At 69.2% G+C, this 17,641-nt stretch carries 16 protein-coding genes; 4 read left to right on the top strand and 12 right to left on the bottom strand.

Annotated features, from left to right (window positions below; translation table 11 throughout):
- Nucleotides 1–31: 31 nt before the first annotated feature.
- Both GP2_RS19950 and GP2_RS19945 read right to left on the bottom strand, forming a co-directional pair.
- The gene (locus tag GP2_RS19950) at nt 32–2,158 is read right to left on the bottom strand and encodes a S9 family peptidase (RefSeq protein ID WP_085950536.1); all 2,127 of its coding nucleotides are present in this window, start codon (nt 2,156–2,158) and stop codon (nt 32–34) included.
- A gap of 17 nt (nt 2,159–2,175) precedes the next feature.
- Nucleotides 2,176–3,075, bottom strand: coding sequence for a phosphoribosylaminoimidazolesuccinocarboxamide synthase (locus GP2_RS19945; protein ID WP_006902435.1), 900 nt, complete (start codon nt 3,073–3,075; stop codon nt 2,176–2,178).
- A gap of 92 nt (nt 3,076–3,167) precedes the next feature.
- Between GP2_RS19945 and GP2_RS19940 the strand changes: the two genes are divergently transcribed.
- Complete coding sequence (locus tag GP2_RS19940; protein WP_006902433.1) at nt 3,168–3,476, top strand: Rdx family protein; 309 nt, start codon at nt 3,168–3,170, stop codon at nt 3,474–3,476.
- Nucleotides 3,477–3,480: 4 nt separating this feature from the next.
- Here GP2_RS19940 and purB read toward each other — a convergent pair whose 3' ends face one another.
- The 3 genes from purB to GP2_RS19925 form a co-directional block, all read right to left on the bottom strand.
- Entirely contained in the window at nt 3,481–4,908 is a 1,428-nt protein-coding gene (gene purB / locus GP2_RS19935; protein WP_006902432.1) for an adenylosuccinate lyase, read from the bottom strand.
- A 66-nt stretch (nt 4,909–4,974) separates the two neighbouring features.
- Entirely contained in the window at nt 4,975–5,400 is a 426-nt protein-coding gene (locus tag GP2_RS19930) for a hypothetical protein (RefSeq protein WP_006902431.1), read from the bottom strand.
- A 69-nt stretch (nt 5,401–5,469) separates the two neighbouring features.
- Nucleotides 5,470–6,063 carry a TetR/AcrR family transcriptional regulator gene (locus GP2_RS19925; protein ID WP_051997283.1) on the bottom strand — a complete coding sequence of 198 codons (594 nt, stop codon included), beginning with the start codon at nt 6,061–6,063 and terminating at the stop codon, nt 5,470–5,472.
- A 257-nt stretch (nt 6,064–6,320) separates the two neighbouring features.
- On the opposite strand from GP2_RS19925, the gene GP2_RS19920 reads away from it, so the two are divergent.
- Nucleotides 6,321–6,722: a DUF302 domain-containing protein gene (locus tag GP2_RS19920; protein WP_040527572.1), complete on the top strand. Its 402-nt coding sequence runs from the start codon at nt 6,321–6,323 to the stop codon at nt 6,720–6,722.
- An 82-nt stretch (nt 6,723–6,804) separates the two neighbouring features.
- Complete coding sequence (locus GP2_RS19915; RefSeq protein WP_006902428.1) at nt 6,805–7,752, top strand: alpha/beta hydrolase; 948 nt, start codon at nt 6,805–6,807, stop codon at nt 7,750–7,752.
- A gap of 9 nt (nt 7,753–7,761) precedes the next feature.
- Here GP2_RS19915 and GP2_RS19910 read toward each other — a convergent pair whose 3' ends face one another.
- The 6 genes from GP2_RS19910 to GP2_RS19885 all read right to left on the bottom strand — a co-directional run bounded on the left by GP2_RS19910 (nt 7,762) and on the right by GP2_RS19885 (nt 14,879).
- A complete protein-coding gene (locus GP2_RS19910) occupies nt 7,762–8,151 on the bottom strand; it encodes a hypothetical protein (RefSeq protein ID WP_006902427.1) in 390 nt (129 codons plus the stop codon).
- Complete coding sequence (locus GP2_RS19905) at nt 8,144–8,683, bottom strand: hypothetical protein (RefSeq protein ID WP_006902426.1); 540 nt, start codon at nt 8,681–8,683, stop codon at nt 8,144–8,146. The genes GP2_RS19910 and GP2_RS19905 overlap by 8 nt, the downstream gene beginning before the upstream one ends.
- A 133-nt stretch (nt 8,684–8,816) precedes the next feature.
- Entirely contained in the window at nt 8,817–10,070 is a 1,254-nt protein-coding gene (gene purD, locus GP2_RS19900) for a phosphoribosylamine--glycine ligase (RefSeq protein ID WP_006902425.1), read from the bottom strand.
- 34 nt (nt 10,071–10,104) lie between these two features.
- Complete coding sequence (locus GP2_RS19895) at nt 10,105–11,310, bottom strand: low temperature requirement protein A (protein ID WP_006902424.1); 1,206 nt, start codon at nt 11,308–11,310, stop codon at nt 10,105–10,107.
- Nucleotides 11,311–11,484: 174 nt separating this feature from the next.
- Nucleotides 11,485–13,617 (bottom strand): ArnT family glycosyltransferase, encoded by a 2,133-nt coding sequence (locus GP2_RS19890; RefSeq protein ID WP_006902423.1) that lies wholly within the window; start codon nt 13,615–13,617, stop codon nt 11,485–11,487.
- Nucleotides 13,614–14,879, bottom strand: a complete 1,266-nt coding sequence (locus GP2_RS19885) for a bifunctional glycosyltransferase family 2/GtrA family protein (RefSeq protein ID WP_040527571.1) — start codon at nt 14,877–14,879, stop codon at nt 13,614–13,616. The genes GP2_RS19890 and GP2_RS19885 overlap by 4 nt, the downstream gene beginning before the upstream one ends.
- 125 nt (nt 14,880–15,004) lie before the next feature.
- Between GP2_RS19885 and GP2_RS19880 the strand changes: the two genes are divergently transcribed.
- Nucleotides 15,005–17,116, top strand: coding sequence for a RecQ family ATP-dependent DNA helicase (locus GP2_RS19880; RefSeq protein ID WP_040527570.1), 2,112 nt, complete (start codon nt 15,005–15,007; stop codon nt 17,114–17,116).
- An 85-nt stretch (nt 17,117–17,201) separates the two neighbouring features.
- Here the strand turns inward: GP2_RS19880 and GP2_RS19875 are convergent, their stop codons facing one another.
- Nucleotides 17,202–17,627 (bottom strand): HIT family protein, encoded by a 426-nt coding sequence (locus tag GP2_RS19875; RefSeq protein ID WP_006902419.1) that lies wholly within the window; start codon nt 17,625–17,627, stop codon nt 17,202–17,204.
- Between the last annotated feature and the right edge of the window lie 14 nt (nt 17,628–17,641).

Here is a 17,641-nt window from a genome sequence, read left to right as displayed (position 1 = left end):
TTCGGGTCGGTGGGGCTCTTCGCTGTGCGGATCAGTTCTCGAGCGCGCCGGACTGCTGCAGGATCCAGGCGATCTCGAAGGCGACCTCTTCCCACTGCTTGTAGCGGCCGCTGACGCCGCCGTGACCGGCCGACATCTCCGTCTTCAGCAGGATCGGATTGCCCGAGGTCGACTTCTCCTGAAGCCGGGCAACCCATTTCGCCGCCTCGACGTAGAGCACGCGGGTGTCGTTGAGCGAGGTGAGCGCCAGGATCGGCGGGTACGGCTTCGCCTCCACGTTCTCGTACGGCGTGTAGGTCTTCATGTACTCGTAGACCTTCGGATCGTGTAGGGGGTCGCCCCACTCGTCCCACTCGATGACCGTCAGCGGCAGCGACGGGTCGAGGATCGAGTTCAGCGCGTCCACGAAGGGCACCGCGGCCAGGATGCCGTTGAACAGCTCCGGCGCGAGGTTGGCGACCGCACCCACGAGCAAGCCGCCCGCCGAACCGCCCTCGGCGACCATCTGCCGCGGGGTGGTCCAGCCGGTCTCCACGAGATACCGTCCGGCCGCGACGAAGTCGGTGAAGGTGTTCTTCTTGTTGAGTTCCTTGCCGTCCTCGTACCAGTACCGCCCCATCTCGCCGCCGCCCCGGACGTGGGCGAGGACGAACACCATGCCGCGGTCGAGCATGGACAGGCGGGCCACCGAGAAGTACGGGTCCGTGCTCGCCTCGTAGGAGCCGTAGCCGTAGAGCAGCAACGGCGCCGGCCGGTTCGCGTCGGTCTCCTTGCGCCGCACGATGGACAGCGGGATCCGGGTGCCGTCCTCGGCGGTCGCCCACTCGCGGGACTGGACGTAATCGGCCGGGTCGTACCCGCCGAGCACCGGCTGCCGCTTGAGCAGCGTGCGTTCACCGGTCGCGACGTCGAGTTCGAACAGCTCGGCCGGTTCGATGAAGCTGCCGTAGCCGATCCGCAGGTTGGGCGCGTTCCACTCCGGGTTGGCCCCGAGACCGGCGGAGACGAGTTCCTGGGTGAACTCCACCTCGCGGAAATCCGATTCGGCGGGGATGCCGTCGATCTGCCGGAGATCGGCGATGGCCAGGCGCGGCAGGGCATCCCGCCGGTACGACAGCACCAGGTAGTCGGCGAAGGCGTCGAGGTCCTCGATGCGACGGGCCGGATCGTGCGCGATCAGCGGGCGACGGTCCGACGGATCACCGACCGGGGCGATGTCGACGGCGAAGTTCTCCGCCTTCTGCCCGTCGACGACCCCGTTGTGCACGATGACGAAGTAGTCCTCGCCGCCGATGACGGCGTGCTCGAGGCTGTACTCGACGCCGTCCACGCGCGGCGCGACACTGCGGAACTCGCCGGTCGGGTTGTCGGCCTCCAGGACGTAGCTCTCCGAGGTGATCTTGGAACCGACGCCGATGACGAGGTACTTGTCGCTGCGGGTGGTCCCCATCCCGACCCAGAAGCGCTCGTCGGGCTCGTGGAATACCTTCACGTCCTCGGTCCCCGCACCCACGTCGTGACGCCACACCGTGTCCGGCCGCCACGCGGCGTCGACGGTCGTGTAGAAGATGTGCTTGGCATCGGCCGACCACACCGCCCCGCCGGAGGTGTCGGTGACCACGTCGTCGAGGAGCTCGCCGGTGCGAAGATCCTTGATGCGCAACGTGTATCGCTCGTCGCCGACGACGTCGGTGCTGTAGGCGAGCCAGTTGCCGTCGTCGCTCACCGTCAGCGCCCCGAGGCTGAAGAAGTCATGGCCCTCCGCCTCGGCATTGCTGTCGAGCAGGACCTCCTCGCCCGGGAGCTCGACGCCGTCGTCGACCTTCGGCGGGGTCCAGTCGTCCTCCGAGCGGATCGGGCAGCGGCACGAGATCGAGTACTGCTTGCCCTCCTGGGTCCGGGCGAAATACCAGAACCGGCCGCGCCGGATGGGCACCGACATGTCGGTTTCCTTGGTGCGGCTCTTGATCTCGTCGAAGATCTGCTTGCGCAGGTCGGCCAGGTGCGCCGTGTGCGCCTCGGTGTAGGCGTTCTGCGCCTCGAGCCAGGCGCGCACCTCCGGATCGTCCTTGTCGCGCAACCATTCGTAGTCGTCGACGAAGGTGTCGCCGTGGTGGGTGCGTTCGGTGGGGACCTTCTTGGCGACCGGCGGCTTCATGTCCTGACGCTCGGAGGTCACGCGCCCACCTCCGCATCCGGCCACTCGTCGAAGGACTTCTGCGTGATCCATTCGTAGGCCTCGATGTAGCGCGCCCGGGTGCGCTCGACGACGTCGTCGGGCAGAAGCGGCGGCGGGGTGTCGGAGGCCTTGTCCCAACCGGATTCGGGACCGGTGAGCCAATTCCGCACGATCTGCTTGTCGAAGCTCGGCTGCACCTTGCCCGGCTCGTAGGTGGCGGCCTCCCAGTAGCGCGACGAGTCCGGCGTCAGCACCTCGTCGGCGAGCACGAGTTCGCCGTTGTCGCCGAGTCCGAACTCGAACTTGGTGTCGGCGAGGATGATCCCGCGCTCGGCGGCCAGCGTCGCACCGCGGCTGTAGATGTCGAGGGTCGCGGCGCGCAGGGCCTCGGCCCGCTCGGCACCCTCCTGCTCGACGACGCGCTCGAAGCTGATGTTCTCGTCGTGGTCGCCCTGCGCCGCCTTGGTGGCCGGGGTGAAGATCGGCTCGGGCAGCTTGGACGCCTCGGTGAGCCCCGGCGGCAGCGCCACCCCGCACACCGAACCGGTGGCCTGGTAGTCGGCGAGGCCGGAGCCGGTCAGGTAGCCGCGGGCGACGCACTCGACCTGCACCATCGGCAGCCGGCGCACCACCATGGAGCGGCCGACGACCTCGGCGGGGATGCGCTCGTCGGTCGGGCCGCCCGCCAGGTGGTTGGGCACGCCGAGGACGTCGAACCAGAAGAAGCTCATCGCCGTGAGGATCCGGCCCTTGTCGCCGATGGCCGGGCTCAGGATGTGGTCGTAGGCGGAGATCCGGTCGGTGGCGACCAGCAGCAGGGTGTCGGCGTCGATCTCGTAGATCTCGCGGACCTTCCCCGACGCCAGATGCCGGTAGGACTGCAGTTCAGGACGCATGCACACGACCCTAGAGGTTCTGGTCGCGCCGTGGGACGGCAGGGAGGCGTGGCTCGCCCGAGCGTCGTCGGGGATCTGCGATCCTTGGACCCATGTCGCAGTCCCTCGAGCAACCCGACCACGGCCCGCACATCACGATCACCTACTGCACCCAGTGCAACTGGCTGCTGCGGGCATCGTGGATGGCCTCGGAACTGCTCAACACCTTCGGCACCGAACTCGGCTCGGTGACGCTGGTCCCGGGCACCGGCGGCGTGTTCCACATCGACGTCGACGGGACCCTGATCTGGGAGCGCAAGCGCGACGGCGGCTTCCCCGACGCGCCCGAGCTCAAGCGCCGGGTGCGCGACATCGCGCTGCCGGACTGGCGGCTCGGGCACGCGGACCGAGGGTCGGAGTAGGCGCCTACAGGATCGGGGCGGGCGTGTAGGCCGCGGCCTCCGGGTACTCGTCGACGATCTGCTGTGCGGCGGCGATGACGTCGGCGACCTGCTGCTCGGCGGCGCCGATGAACACCGACTTGTCGGCGATCAGCTCGTCGAGCGCGGCACGGTCGAGCGGGATGCGGTCGTCGGCGGCGAGGCGATCGAGCAGGTCGGGTTCGCGACCCTCCTCCCGCATGGCGAGCGCCACGGTGACCGCGTTCTCCTTGATCGCCTCGTGCGCGGTCTCGCGGCCGACACCGGCCTGCACGGCGGCCATCAGGACCTTGGTGGTCGCCAGGAACGGCAGGTAGCGGTCGAGCTCGTTGGCGATGACCGCGGGGTAGGCGCCGAACTCGGCGAGGACCGTCAGGAAGGTCTCCATCAGGCCGTCGATGGCGAAGAAGGCGTCGGGCAGGGCCACGCGGCGAACCACCGAGCAGAAGACGTCGCCCTCGTTCCACTGGGCGCCGGCGAGCTCGGCGGCCATCGAGGCGTAGCCGCGCAGGACGACGGCGAGACCGTTGACGCGTTCGCAGCTGCGGGTGTTCATCTTGTGCGGCATCGCCGAGCTGCCGACCTGGCCGGGCTGGAAGCCCTCGGTGACCAGCTCGTGGCCGGCCATCAGGCGGATGGTGGTGGCCAGGGACGACGGCGCCGCGGCCACCTGGACGAGTGCCGAGAGGACGTCGTGGTCGAGCGAGCGCGGGTAGATCTGTCCGACCGAGGTGAACGTCCGCGCGAAGCCGAGGTGCTCGGCGACACGCGACTCGAGTTCGGCGAGCTTGGTGGCATCGCCGCCGAGGAGGTCGAGCATGTCCTGCGAGGTGCCCATCGGGCCCTTGATGCCGCGCAGCGGGTAGCGGTCGATCAGCTCGCGCAGGCGGGTGAGCGCGATCATCAGCTCGTCGGCCGCCGAGGCGAAGCGCTTGCCCAGGGTCGTGGCCTGCGCGGCGACGTTGTGGCTGCGGCCGGCCATCACCAGCGTCGAGTACTGGGCGGCGCGTTCGACGATGCGTGCCAGGAGTGCGACGCCGTGCGCGTGCACGTGCTCCAGCGAGCGGAGGACCTGCAGCTGCTCCACGTTCTCGGTGAGGTCGCGGCTGGTCATGCCCTTGTGGATCTGCTCGTGGCCGGCGAGGGCGTTGAACTCCTCGATGCGGGCCTTCACGTCGTGCCGGGTCACCCGCTCCCGCTCGGCGATGGACTCCAGGTCGACCTGGTCGACGACGCGTTCGTAGTCGGCGATGGCGTCTTCCGGGACGTCGATGCCCAGGTCGCGCTGCGCCTTCAGCACGGCGATCCACAGTCGCCGCTCGAGCTCGATCTTGGTGGTGGGCGACCACAGCCGAGCAAGGTCGGCAGAGGCGTAGCGGCTGGCCAGGACGTTGGAGATGGCGGGCTTCGACACCCGATCAGTGTAGGTCGCCGACCCTTGTGTTCCCGAATCCCGCCGCTGGCGAGACGCCGGCGAGGATCAGAACGCGATGCACGCGCCGCCTGAGCCGTGGCCCTGGCGCACGCGCACCGGCGTCGGTTTGGACGCCTGGCCGTTCTGCACCGCGACGAGGTATTTGTCCCCGATCCGCCGCGGCACCCACGTCACCGAGGCCAGTGCGCCGGAGGGCAGGTCGCGACCGATGAAGCGGGGCGGCAGGCCGGGCTTGATCTCCCAGAACGTCACCCAGCCCGACGAGTTGACCGGGACGGTCAGCGGATACGTGCAGTTGGTGCCGTAGACGGCCGACGACAGCGGGACGCCCGCGTCGACGGGACCGGAGGGTGCCGCCCGCGCGGCCGGCGCGGCGAGCAGCGTCGCCGTGGCGCCGCCTGCTGCGAGAGCGGCGATGATCCCGGCACACCGCCTGCCCAACCTGCGCACCCCGACCGCACCCCCGGACATCGTCTCCCCTTTCCGTTCTCCTGGACTGACGGCCATCGTGGCATCAACCGCCGGTCCGCGTGGCCGTTTTCACTCTCTGGGCGCGAGGACGTCGACGACGTCGAGCAGGGCGTCGTGCACCGCGTCGACGGGTCGGATCGCGGTCTGCCCGAGAGCCCCCACGATCGCGCCGTCCTCGATGCCGATCAGTTGCGCGACGTGAGCCGGGTCGGCGATGCGACCGGACTTGGACAACACGTCCATGTGGCACGTCGACAGCGATCGCCACCGCCTGGTCACGACCTCCCGCAACTGCGGGTAGCGCGCCGACAGCGCGATCATCTCGTAGCGCGCGGACAGCTGCTTGATCGTGGTGTCCGCGCCGACGAAGACCTCGGCGAGCGCCGTCGCGGTGGCGTTGGTCCCGCGCCGCCGTCGTGGAAGGGCCTTGGCGCGCTCGGTGATTGCGGCCTCGTCGTGTTCGCACACACTCGCCGCGGCCTCGGCCATCAGGTCGTCGAGGGATTCGAAGTAGTACGTCGTCGACGCGAGCGGGAGCTGCGCCCGTTCGGCGACGGCGCGATGACGTACGGCGTCGAATCCGCCCTCGAGCAGCAACTCGCCGGCTGCCTCGATGAGTCGAGACCGCCGTCGCGCCCCCTTGGGGGTCGCCGCTGACGTCATCATGTGGTTCATGCTGCCAAAGGCGTCCGTGGGGCCGTACTGCTTTTGGCCAAAGCCATACACCCGCTGCCGATTTCATACGCGAACAGGTGACACGGCACTCGAGACGCAGAGCCACCTCCTCGAGCGCTCGTGATCCGGACGTCGCGATGTTGCGCACCACGTGCCGAAACCCGGCTTCCCCGGATACCCCTAGGGGTATGATGGGCGCGTATCCGGCCGTCGCGGCCGGCCACGTGCCGACACGAGAGGACGCCATGGAACTCGGATACCGCACCACCCTGCAGACCACCTTCGACGATGCGGTCGCACGGACCAGGGAAGCCCTGGGCGAGGTCGGCTTCGGCGTGCTCACCGAGATCGATGTCACGGCGACCCTGAAGAAGAAGCTCGACGAGGACATGGAGAACTACCTCATCCTCGGGGCCTGCAACCCGCAGTTCGCCCATCGCGCGCTCGGCGTCGATCGGCAGATCGGCCTGCTGTTGCCCTGCAACGTGGTCGTGCGCGACGACCCCGAGCACGAGGGCTCGGTCATCGTCGAGGCGATGAATCCGGACGTGATGGTGGCCGTGACCGACGCCCCCGGCCTGCCCGAGGTCGCGGCGGGCGCCGGCGAACTGCTGCGCAAGGCGATCGGCTCGCTGACCGTCAAGTAAGAGACAGATTTCTCACAAGTCGGCGCGTCGGCGCATTCGGCATTGCACCCGGGCCCGGGTTCCCCATTACCCTGTTGACTCGATGACCCGCGTCCGTCCCCACCTCCTCGTCTCCGCCGACCGCGATCTCCCGCGTGTGGGTCGACGAGCCGTGCTCGCCGCCGGACTCGGAGCCGCGGCGCTGGGTGTCGCCGCATGCTCGGACTCCTCCTCCGCGACCTCGGTGCAGCCCCGCAACCTCGAGGGCCGGGTCGCCGACGACGAGCTGCCCGTCGATCCGTCACCGCCCCCGGTCACCGGCGGACCGCCGCTCATCACCGGCAGCTTCGAGTCGGCCAGGATGGGCGGCCGCGAGACCCGCTGGGCAGTGGCCCGGCCGAACGGCGTGACCGGCAAGCTGCCCGTGGTGTTGGTCCTGCACGCGCTCAACACCAACGAGAAGACGATCTTCGGGCCGAAGCTCGAGATGCAGACGGTCCTGCAGCAGTACGTCGACGCCGGAAACCCGCCGTTCGCGCTGGCCGCCGCCGACGTGGGCCGCAACTACTACCACCGCCGTCTCGACGGTGCCGACGGCGGCGCGATGATCCTCGACGAGTTCCTACCGATGCTCGCGAACAACCCGGACCTGAACCTGTCCACGGAGCGGTTCGGCCTGTTCGGGTGGTCGATGGGCGGCTACGGAGCACTGCGGCTGGCCTCGCTCGTCGGTGCCCCGCGCGTCGCGGCGGTCGCCGTCAGCTCGCCCGCCCTGTGGGCCGATCCCCGCAACTTCCCGCCGCGCGCGTTCGACGGCCTCGAGGACTATCAGGCCAACTCGCTGTTCGGGGCGCAGCCCTCCTTCGCGAAGATCCCGGTCCTGATCAACATCGGATCGAGCGATCAGTTCTACACCTACACCCGGCAGTGGGCGGCCGGTCTACGGCCGCCCGCCGCATTCGGCACCGCCGCCGGTGGTCACACCAACCGCTACTGGCGCAGCGTGCTGCCGGAGCAGGTCGAGTTCCTCGGGCGGAACCTGGCGGTCTGAGCGAGCGTCTCAGAGGAGCGGAACATCCGGATACCTGCGACGCCAGTCGGCCAGTTCCACGAACAGTTCGCGTTCGGCGGCGGCCCTGAGGTCGTCGACCACCTCACGAGGAACTCCGGTCATCCGCGCCCGACTGTTGACCGGGTCGTCGATCCAGTCATCGACCATCGCGTTCGTCCGTGCCTCGACCTCACGCGCCCGGGCCCCCGGGTCGGTGCACAACCGATGCATCGCGGCGTCCCTCGGGTTCGGATGGCGCGCTGCCTGCCGGACCGCCCACTGCTGTTCGACGAGCGAACCCGTCTCCGGCGGCAACGCCTTCGCGATCTCGGGGTCGGCGACGAGCTCCCGAAGGACCTGGAGGTACTCGCGTGGCAGGGCCGCGATCTCGTCACGCACGACTTATCCACCCCTGCTTGGTGATCACCTCGCCGGAGCGAAGCCTCTCCACCGCACGCTGGTCGGCCAGCTCGTCACGGTGCTCGGGATGCCGGAGGTAGTAGTCGAGCAGCCAGTACGTCGCATAGGCCCCGACGTCGCTCTCGTCCGCCTTCACCAGACGCGGGTCCTGACGCACGACCCGGAGCATCAGATGGGCACCGGAATCCTTGCGCGGCTGATCCAGCGTCGCAACGGCTTCCACGGACGACCACGGAACCGACCACCCTCGCCACCGCCCGCGGTACACGATCTCCTGCGGAGAGAGTTGCAGCATCCCCAGCGCGGTCGCCCACCCCGCGATCGTCGACGCGGCGCCGGCGACCGCCAGGGCGACGAACGACACCGGGAGAAACAGATCTTGTCCGTGCCCCATCGGCAACTCGCCCCAGCCCAGCAGGACGCCCGCACCTGCGACGACCAACGTCGCCGACAGGACCGACCACGCCCCGAGCTCGGCGCGGAGAAGCCCACGCGACCGGTCGAGAGACACCCACATCCCCCTTGTTGAAGCGCTCGGTTTCGCCGCACACGCTAACACCGCCGTGGCCGGACGAGACCCACCAGTCCACAGGGGAGAGAAGGAACAGAGATGGGCTCAGATCGGCCCGCATCCCTCCCGCCGGCTAGATGCTGATCTGCCCCTCGAGCGCCTTGCGACCGATATCGGAACGGTAGTGCGAGCCGGGGAGCTTGATCTTCTCGATGCGGGAGTACGCCTGCGCGCGGGCCTCGGCGAGATCGGCGCCGGTCCCGACGACCGCGAGGACGCGGCCGCCCGCGGAGACGATCTGGCCGTCGGCGTTGCGGGCGGTGCCGGCGTGCAGGACGCCCTCGGCCTCGGCCCCGGCGATGACGTCGCCGGTGCGCGGCTTGCCCGGGTAGTTCTCGGCCGCGACGACCACCGTGACCGCGGCGCCGTCCTGCCATTCGAGCGGCGGGAGTTCGGCGAGCTTGCCGGTCGCGGTCGCGTAGAGCGCCTCACCGAGCGGGGACTTCAGCAGGGCGAGCACCGCCTGGGTCTCGGGATCGCCGAACCGGCAGTTGAACTCGACGACGGCCGGGCCGTCCTTGCCGATCGCGAGACCCGCGTACAGCAGGCCCGAGAACGGGATGCCGCGCTTGACCATCTCGGCGGCGACGGGCTTGACGACCTCGTCGACGATGCGCTCGGTCATGCCCTCCGGCAGCCACGGCAGCGGGGTGTAGGCACCCATGCCGCCGGTGTTGGGGCCGGCATCGTTGTCGCCGACGCGCTTGTGGTCCTGCGCGGGCAGCAGGGGCACCACCGTCTCGCCGTCGACGAGGCAGAACAGCGAGACCTCGGGGCCGTCGAGGAAGGATTCGAGCAGCACCGGGTGGCCGGATTCGAGGCATTCTGCGGCGTGATCGCGCGCGACGTCGCGGTCGGTGGTGACGACGACGCCCTTGCCCGCGGCGAGACCGTCGTCCTTGACCACCCAGGTCGGGCCGAAACGGTCGAGGGCGGCGTCGAGATGAGCCGGGTTGTCGACGACCTCGGCGTGGGCGGTGCGCACCCCGGCGGCGGCCATGACGTCCTTGGCGAAGGCCTTCGAGCCCTCGATCTGGGCGGCCCTGGCGCTCGGGCCGAAGGTGGCGATCCCGGCCTCGCGCAGGGCGTCGGCGACTCCGGCGACGAGCGGGACCTCGGGACCGATCACGACCAGGTCGGCCCCGATCTTGCGGGCGAGGGCGACCACCGCCTCACCGGAGACGATGTCGACTGCGTGATTCGTGGAGATGGCCGACGTGCCCGCGTTCCCCGGGGCCACATGCAGGTCGGTGACCGACGGATCGTTCTTGAGGCCGATGAGGAGGGCATGTTCGCGGCCGCCCGAGCCGATCACGAGTACGCGCACGCACAAGACTCTAAACGACCGGCACGCTCGGGCGTCACGCGCCGCGGAGAGCCCCCAGCGCCCGCTCGCGACGCCCGTCCCCGACCAGCTCGTCGACGATGACCATCGCCACCGGAGCCAGTGATGCGACGACCAGCGCGACGATCACCGACGCACCGGCCGAGCACACGATGATCGACGCCACGATCACGACGATCACCACACCCGCCTGGACGACGGAGACCGCGTCGAAACCGAGGAGATGGCCGTACATCACGACCACGCCGAGACAGAACACCGCCATCGGTACCGCGAAGCTCGCCGCCACGATCTGGTCGTCGATCTCCGCATGGTGTTCGAGGTACAGCGCGGCGACGTGGAGACCGACACCGACGCCGACCGCGGCCATGAACAGCACGATGTGGCCGTAGCCCCACGGGAAGCACTTGCCGCGTCGGGCGTGCAGCGCCTCGCCGACGGGCACCGCGGCGTAGATCCACCACATCGCGAAGGTCGTGGTCATGGTGAAGAAGCCGAGGATCGCGGTGTCGAGGGTCCAGCCGTCGACGGCGACCTGCGCACTCAGTAGTGCGACCACGCCGACGACGCCCTCGCCGAGGGTGATGATCGTGAGCAGCGAATAGCGTTCGGCGATGTGGTGCGCATGCCAGGGCGTGCCGCCGGCACGGGTCTCGGCGATCACCGGCCCCATCAGCTCGATCAGGCCGGCAACCAGCATCGCCACGATGGTCGACCCGAGCGGCAGGTGGGCGATCGCGATGGCCACCCAGCAGAACTGCGCGACCACGATCGCCACGGCGTAGGTCAGGCAGGCGCGTCGGCACTGCTCGCTCTCCGCGGCGGCCCGCAGCCACTGGATCACCATGCCGACGCGCATCACGACGTAACCGAGGATCATCACCCGGTTGTCGATGTCACCGCCGCCGGCCACCGAGTCGAACACCGGCGGCATACCGACGGCGATGATCGCGACGCCGATCATCTGGACGAGCGTGACAACGCGGAAGACCCAGTCGTCGGTGTCGAAGGCCGACGCGAACCAGGCGAAGTTGATCCACGCCCAGATCGTCGCGAAGGTGCAGAGGAAAAAGCCGACGAGAGCGGCGGTGTAGTGTGCCTCGGCCAGCTGATGTCCGGCGAGTCCCGTCGCGACGGAGAACCCGACGACGAAGACGAGGTCGTAGAACAGCTCGAGGCCGGTCGCCACCCGTCCCTGCTCGTGCGGGTCGCGCCCGGTCATGCGAGCCAGTCGTGGTCGTGTGCGTGCGGTCGCCGCTCCGGTTGTCGTGGCGTGCGTGGTGTCATCCCCCGGTTTCACAAGGTGAACTCTAGATCGCTGTGGGCACATTCACCGGGGAAGCTCGGCTTTCCCGGTGAATGTGTCCCTCGCAGTGCTCGCGACGAGCAGCCGGGTTCAGGTGTTCGGCCGGGTCAGGTCGTACATCGTGACGCCGTCGACCGTCACCACGGTGAAGTTCTCCCGGACCCACTCGCTGATCTGCGACGCCGGGCGTTCGGAGTCGGTACCCATGCCGTCTCCACCCATCCCGGGTCCGCCACCGAGGAACCAATGGATCCTCTTCTCGGCGACCAGCTTCTGGAACTCGGCGAGGGTCGGGGACGGATCGCTGCCGTTGAACCCGCCGATCGGCATCACCGAGTGGCCGGTCTCGAGCTGGTAGCCCGACGCCGAGTTCGACCCGATCGCCGCGGCGACCCAGGTGTACTCGTCCGCGCCGTCGTTCAGCTTCTCGACGACCGCAACCGTCGGCGTCGAACCGCGTAACAGCCCACCGGCACCGCCGTCGCCACCGCGACCGCCGGGAATCTCCTGGCTTCCGGGCATGTCCCGGCCGTCGGGCATCGTCTGCCCGGGCGCGCCGGGGAAGCCACCCGGCATCCCCTGTCCCGCCGGGCCGCCGGGGAAGCCACCGGGTATCCCGCGACCGTCAGGTCCGCCGCGGCCGGGGCCACCCGGTCCACCACGGCCACCCGGCCCGAAGCCGCCCTCGACGCGCGGTCCGGCGGTGATGATGGAACCGCTCTTCTCGGTGGTGATCGTGTCGATCGTGTAGGCCAGCGGACCCGCGAGTCCGGCGACGATCGCACCGGCGACGGCAACGGCCGCGACGCCGTGCACGGTGGCGAACACCAACGCCGCACCGGCGAGGAGGCCGACGACGAGGACCACGAACCGCAGCCACGGCAAGAAGTCCGGGGTCCGGTTCAGCAGGACGAAGCCCCAGATCGCGGCGATCCACACCGTTGCGCCGAGTGCGATGCGCACCCACAGTCGGTCGCGACGCGACCAGCAGACCGCTGCTCCACCGGCGACGAGTGCGGCGACCGCTGGGGCGAGTGCCGCGGTGTAGTACTCGTGGAAGATCCCGGCCATGAAGCTGAAGACACCCATGGTGACCAGCAGCCACAGACCCCACACCACCAGGTACGCACGACGCGGCTCGGTCCGCCGGGCCTTGCCGATCAGTACCAGGGCGACGACGGCGAGCACCAGGCCGGTCGGGATCAACCAGGCGATCTGGCCGCCCTGCGCGGGCTCGAACATCCGCAGCCACCCGGTCTGACCCCACGCACCACCGCCGCCGGGCCCGCCGGGACCACCGGGGCCCGGCATCTCGGTCATGCCCTCGCGCATACCCCGGCCGGGGACCACCGCGCCGGTCTCGTTGCCGTTGAGGCGTCCGAAACCGTTGTAGCCGAGCGTGAGTTCGAGGATCGAATTGTTCTGCGAGCCACCGATGTACGGCCGCGACGATGCAGGCCACAGTTCGACGGTCAGGATCCACCAGCCGGCGCTCACGATCATCGCGCCGAGCGCCGCGAAGAGCTGCCCGAGCCGGCGTCCCCAGCCCCGGGGGCCGAACGCCAGGTACGTGACCGACAGTGCGGGCACGATCAGCATCACCTGCAGCTGCTTGGTCAGGAAGCCGAAGCCGACGAACACGCCGGTGAGGATCAGCCAGCGCCACCGGCCGTCCTCGACGGCCTTCATCAGCGACCAGACCGCGCCGATCATCAGCAGGATGAGGAGCGCCTCGGGGTTGTCGAAGCGGAACATCATCGCCGCGACCGGGGTCAGTGCCAGCACCACACCCGCCAGAACGCCCGCCCAGTGACCGAAGTACTTGCGCGTGATCAGGTACAGCAGTGCCACCGACGCCACCCCCATCAGCGCCTCGGGGACGAGGATCGACCACGAGTTCACGCCGAAGATCCGGGCGCTCAGACCCGGAATCCACAGGGAGGCAGGCGGTTTGTCGACGGTGATCGAGTTCGCCATGTCACTCGACCCGAAGAACCAGGCCTTCCACGACTCCGATCCGGCCTGGATGGCCGCCGAGTAGAAGGAGTTGGCCCAACCGTTGATCGACAGGTTCCATAGGTAGAGGACAGCCGTGCCGATCAGCAGCACGAACACCGAGAGGTGTCCCCAGAGTGTGTTTTTCGACGCACCGCTGTCGGACTCGACCACCTCGGGCGCCGCGGGCGGTGTGTGCGGGGGGGCGACGGTGGATGTCGTTGTCATGCGGCGATCTCCATGTTGTGTGCGGACGTCCTACGAAACACCCAACGGAGACCGACGAATCGGATGAGCGTGGCCACCAGGTTCGCGATCACCAGGACGATGAGTTCGATCTGTTTGGTGGCTTCCGGGGCCACCGAGTGCAGCAGCAGAAGCGATCCCGCGGTCATCAGCCAGCCGAAGACGAAGACCGCCAGGCCGAAGAGCTGATGGCGCAGGGCATTGTCACGGCCGCAGATACCGAAACTGAAGCGACGGTTGACCGCGGTGTTGAGGACCGCGGTGATCGCGAGCGCCACGAGATTCGACGCCTGCGCCCCGAGGAAGGAGTGCAGCGCCAGGAAGAGCACCGCGAAGGCGATCGTCGACGCCACGCCCACCACACAGAACCGGGCGAGCTGTCCGACCAATCCCATGGGCACACCGTCGATCCGGGGACCCGCAGCGCGGTCGCGTCCGATGGACGCTCGCAGTTCGGCGATCGGCAGCCGACCCATCGCGAGTGCGAGACCGACTCGAGCACATCCCTTCAGATCGGCAATGGCGGTGGGCACGATGTCCACTGTGCTGTCCGGGTCATCGACCCAGTCCACCGGGACCTCCGCGATCCGCAGCCCGATCTGCTCGGCGAGGACGAGCAGTTCGGTGTCGAAGAACCACCCCGTGTCGGCGACGAACGGCAGCACCCGGCGGGCGATGTCGGTGCGCATCGCCTTGAACCCGCACTGGGCGTCGGAGAACCTGGCGCCCATGGCCGTTCGCAGTATGAGGTTGTAGGACCGCGAGATGAACTCCCGCTTCGGCCCGCGCACCACCCGCGACGACCGGCTCAGCCGGGTGCCGATCGCAATGTCGGAGTGCTTCGACACCAGCGGGGCGATGAGCGGCATCAGCGCGTTGAGGTCCGTGGAGAGATCGACGTCGCAGTAGGCGACGATCTCGGCGTCGCTGTGCTGCCAGACCGCGTTGAGCGCGCGGCCCCGCCCCTTCTCCTTCAGGTGCACCGCGCGCAGACCGTCCACCTCGTCGACCAGTCCGACGGAGATCGCGAGGGTGTCGTCGGTGCTGGCGTTGTCGGCGACGGTGATGCGCGCCGCGTACGGCACGTGACGCCGGAGATGGTCGGCCAGCCGGCGGACCGACGACGCGACGTCGGCCTGCTCGTTGTAGACGGGTACGACGATGTCGAGGACCGGCTCGGGATCCGAACTGTCGGCGAGTGTGTACACCTGCGCCGTTCGGGCTGGGGGTGCTTGCAGGATCATGACGACCACGATCGGACCCGAGCCTCCCGCACGTCTGGAATCCCGCTGGGAGGTTCCTGTGAACCGATCCGTGGTCTGTGCACGGCCTCACCTGCGGTGTCGGCAGCCACCACTACATTGGGCTCATGGCCGCCACCCTCACACCCGACCAGCTGACCGCCGCGAACCGCGTGATCACCAGCCTGGCGGGTGAGGGGGCGCAGCTACGCGAGGACCAGCTCCGTGCGGTCACCGCGCTGGTCGGCGGCGAACCCGGCGCCGCCGGCGCGCGGGTGCTGGTGGTACAGGCAACGGGGTGGGGCAAATCGGCGGTGTACTGGTCGGCGACCTCGATCATCCGAGCGGGCGGGGGCGGTCCGACGCTGATCGTGTCCCCGCTGCTGTCGCTGATGCGCGATCAGGTCGCCGCCGCCGGACGCGGTGGGCTGTCGGCGGCGACGCTGAACTCGTCGAATGTCGAGGAGTGGTCGGCCATCGAGGCACAGTTGGCGTCGGGAGACCTCGACGTGCTGCTGGTGTCGCCGGAGCGGCTGGCCAACCCGGGGTTCGGCCGCCGGGTGCTCGACGCACTGGCCGGCAATCTCGGGCTATTGGTGATCGACGAGGCGCACGCGGTCTCCGACTGGGGCCACGACTTCCGGCCGGACTACCGGCGCGTCGCGGACATGCTGCGCGCGGTCAACCCGACGACGCCGGTCCTGGCGACCACCGCGACCGCGAATGCGCGTGTCACCGAGGACGTCGCAGCGCAGCTCGACTCCGGTTCCGACGCGCCGACAGTCGTCCTGCGCGGGCCACTGGCCCGCAAGTCGTTGCACCTCAACGTTCTCGACGGACTGTCCCCGGTGCAGCGGTACGGCTGGGTGGCACAAGCGCTCCCCCACCTTCCGGGTTCGGGCATCGTGTACGTGCTCACCGTCGCCGACGCCGACCGCCTCGTCGGGGCCATCCGCGCCGTCCACGGCGACGAGCCGGCCGTCGCCGCCTACACCGGCCAACTCGACGCCGACCGTCGCCACGAACTCGAAGATGCGTTGCTGCACAACAAGGTCAAGGCCCTCGTCGCGACATCCGCGCTCGGCATGGGATACGACAAACCCGATCTCGGATTCGTCGTGCACGTCGGCTCGCCGCCGTCGCCGGTGTCCTACTACCAGCAGGTCGGCCGTGCCGGCCGCGCACTCGACAACGCGGTGGTGATGCTGCTGGCGTCACAGACCGACGACCGCATCTGGGAGCACTTCGCGACGGCGACCATCCCCGACCCGAACAAGATGCGCGATCTGCTCGCCGCACTCGAGGAGGCCGGCGAACCCCAGTCCGTCGTCCAGCTCGAGGCCGCGACCCGGTTCCGGCGCACCCGGATCGAGCTGATGCTCAAGCAACTCGCCGTCGACGGCGGCACCGACCGCACCCCCGACGGTTGGATCGCCACCGGCCGTCCCTGGACCTACAACGCCGCCCACTACGAAGGCATCCTCGCCGTCCGGCGCCGCGAAGCCGACATCATGCGCGACTACATCGCCGGACGCACCTGCCTGATGCGGCTGCTCACCGAATCCCTCGACGACCCGGATGCCGCCGACTGCGGCCGCTGCTCGGTGTGCCGCGGCCGGCTCAGCGAGGGCCTGCCCGACTCCGTCGACGACGAGGTGGTCCGCACCATCACCGCGACGCTGCGCCGCAAAGCCCAGGTCCTTGAACCCCGGAAGATGTGGCCGGGTGGCGACTTCGGGCGTCGCGGAAGAATTCCCGCAGACCTCAAGGCCGAGCCCGGACGGGTCCTCGCCCACGCCGACGCCCCGGAATGGGTCGAGGTGCTCGCCGCGGCGCGCGGCGGCGATGAACGCGCACTCGCCGAACTGGGCGATGCGGCGGTCGCGACGCTGTCCGCCTGGGTCCGGGAGACCGGCATCCGCGCCGACGTCATCGTGTCCCTGCGGCTGACCGGGACAACCCTCGCGGAGACCCTGGCCGATCATCTCCGCACGGTCGGCAAACGCGGCGGCGGAACATACCCCGTGCAGCTCGGCGACCCGCCCACCGATGTTACCGGCGCGGTCGAGGCCGCCTACTGGCGCGACCACCTCGGCGACCCGCCCGACGTCACCGGGCAGAACGTCCTACTGGTGGTCGACGCCAATTCGTCGGGCTGGCCGATCACCCTCGCCGCGGCGTCATTGCGCGAGGCGGGCGCGACCGCGGTGCTGCCGTTGCTGATCCACCGGACGGTCTGAAACACGCGTAAACCCACCCTCTTTGGACAGACCCACCACTCGAGGTGCGGGTGGATATGTCGAAAAGGGGTGGGTTTGCAGTGGGTCAGTCCGCGACGTGCTCGCCGAAGCCGAGCTCGCGCAGTGCGCCGCGGATCTTCTCGGCGGCCGCGTCGAGGTCCTCGGGCTTGGCGTTCTTGTTCGCGTTGGCGAGGTCGAAGGTCTCCAGCGACAGGCCCTGGAAGACGTGGATGTGCACGTGCGGCACCTCGAGGCCGGCGATCAGCAGACCGATGCGCGGCGCGTCGAACGCCTTCTTGACGGCCTTGCCGCACTTCTGCGCCACGCCGCTGAGGTGCGCGAAGAGCGCCGGATCGAGCTGCTCCCAGTGATCGACCTCCTCGCGCGGCACCACCAGCACGTGGCCGGGGGTGACGGGCTCGATGGTGAGGAACGCGACGGCCTGCTCGTCCTTCCAGACGAACCGTCCCGGGAGATCGCCGTTGATGATCATGCTGAAGACCGATGCCATGGCGCCGAGTCTAG

Origin of the sequence: Gordonia paraffinivorans NBRC 108238, from assembly GCF_000344155.1 — a bacterium.
GTDB classification, from domain to species: domain Bacteria; phylum Actinomycetota; class Actinomycetes; order Mycobacteriales; family Mycobacteriaceae; genus Gordonia; species Gordonia paraffinivorans.
The sequence above is the reverse complement of the archived record's forward strand: the minus strand, read 5'-3'. Positions and strand labels throughout refer to the sequence as shown.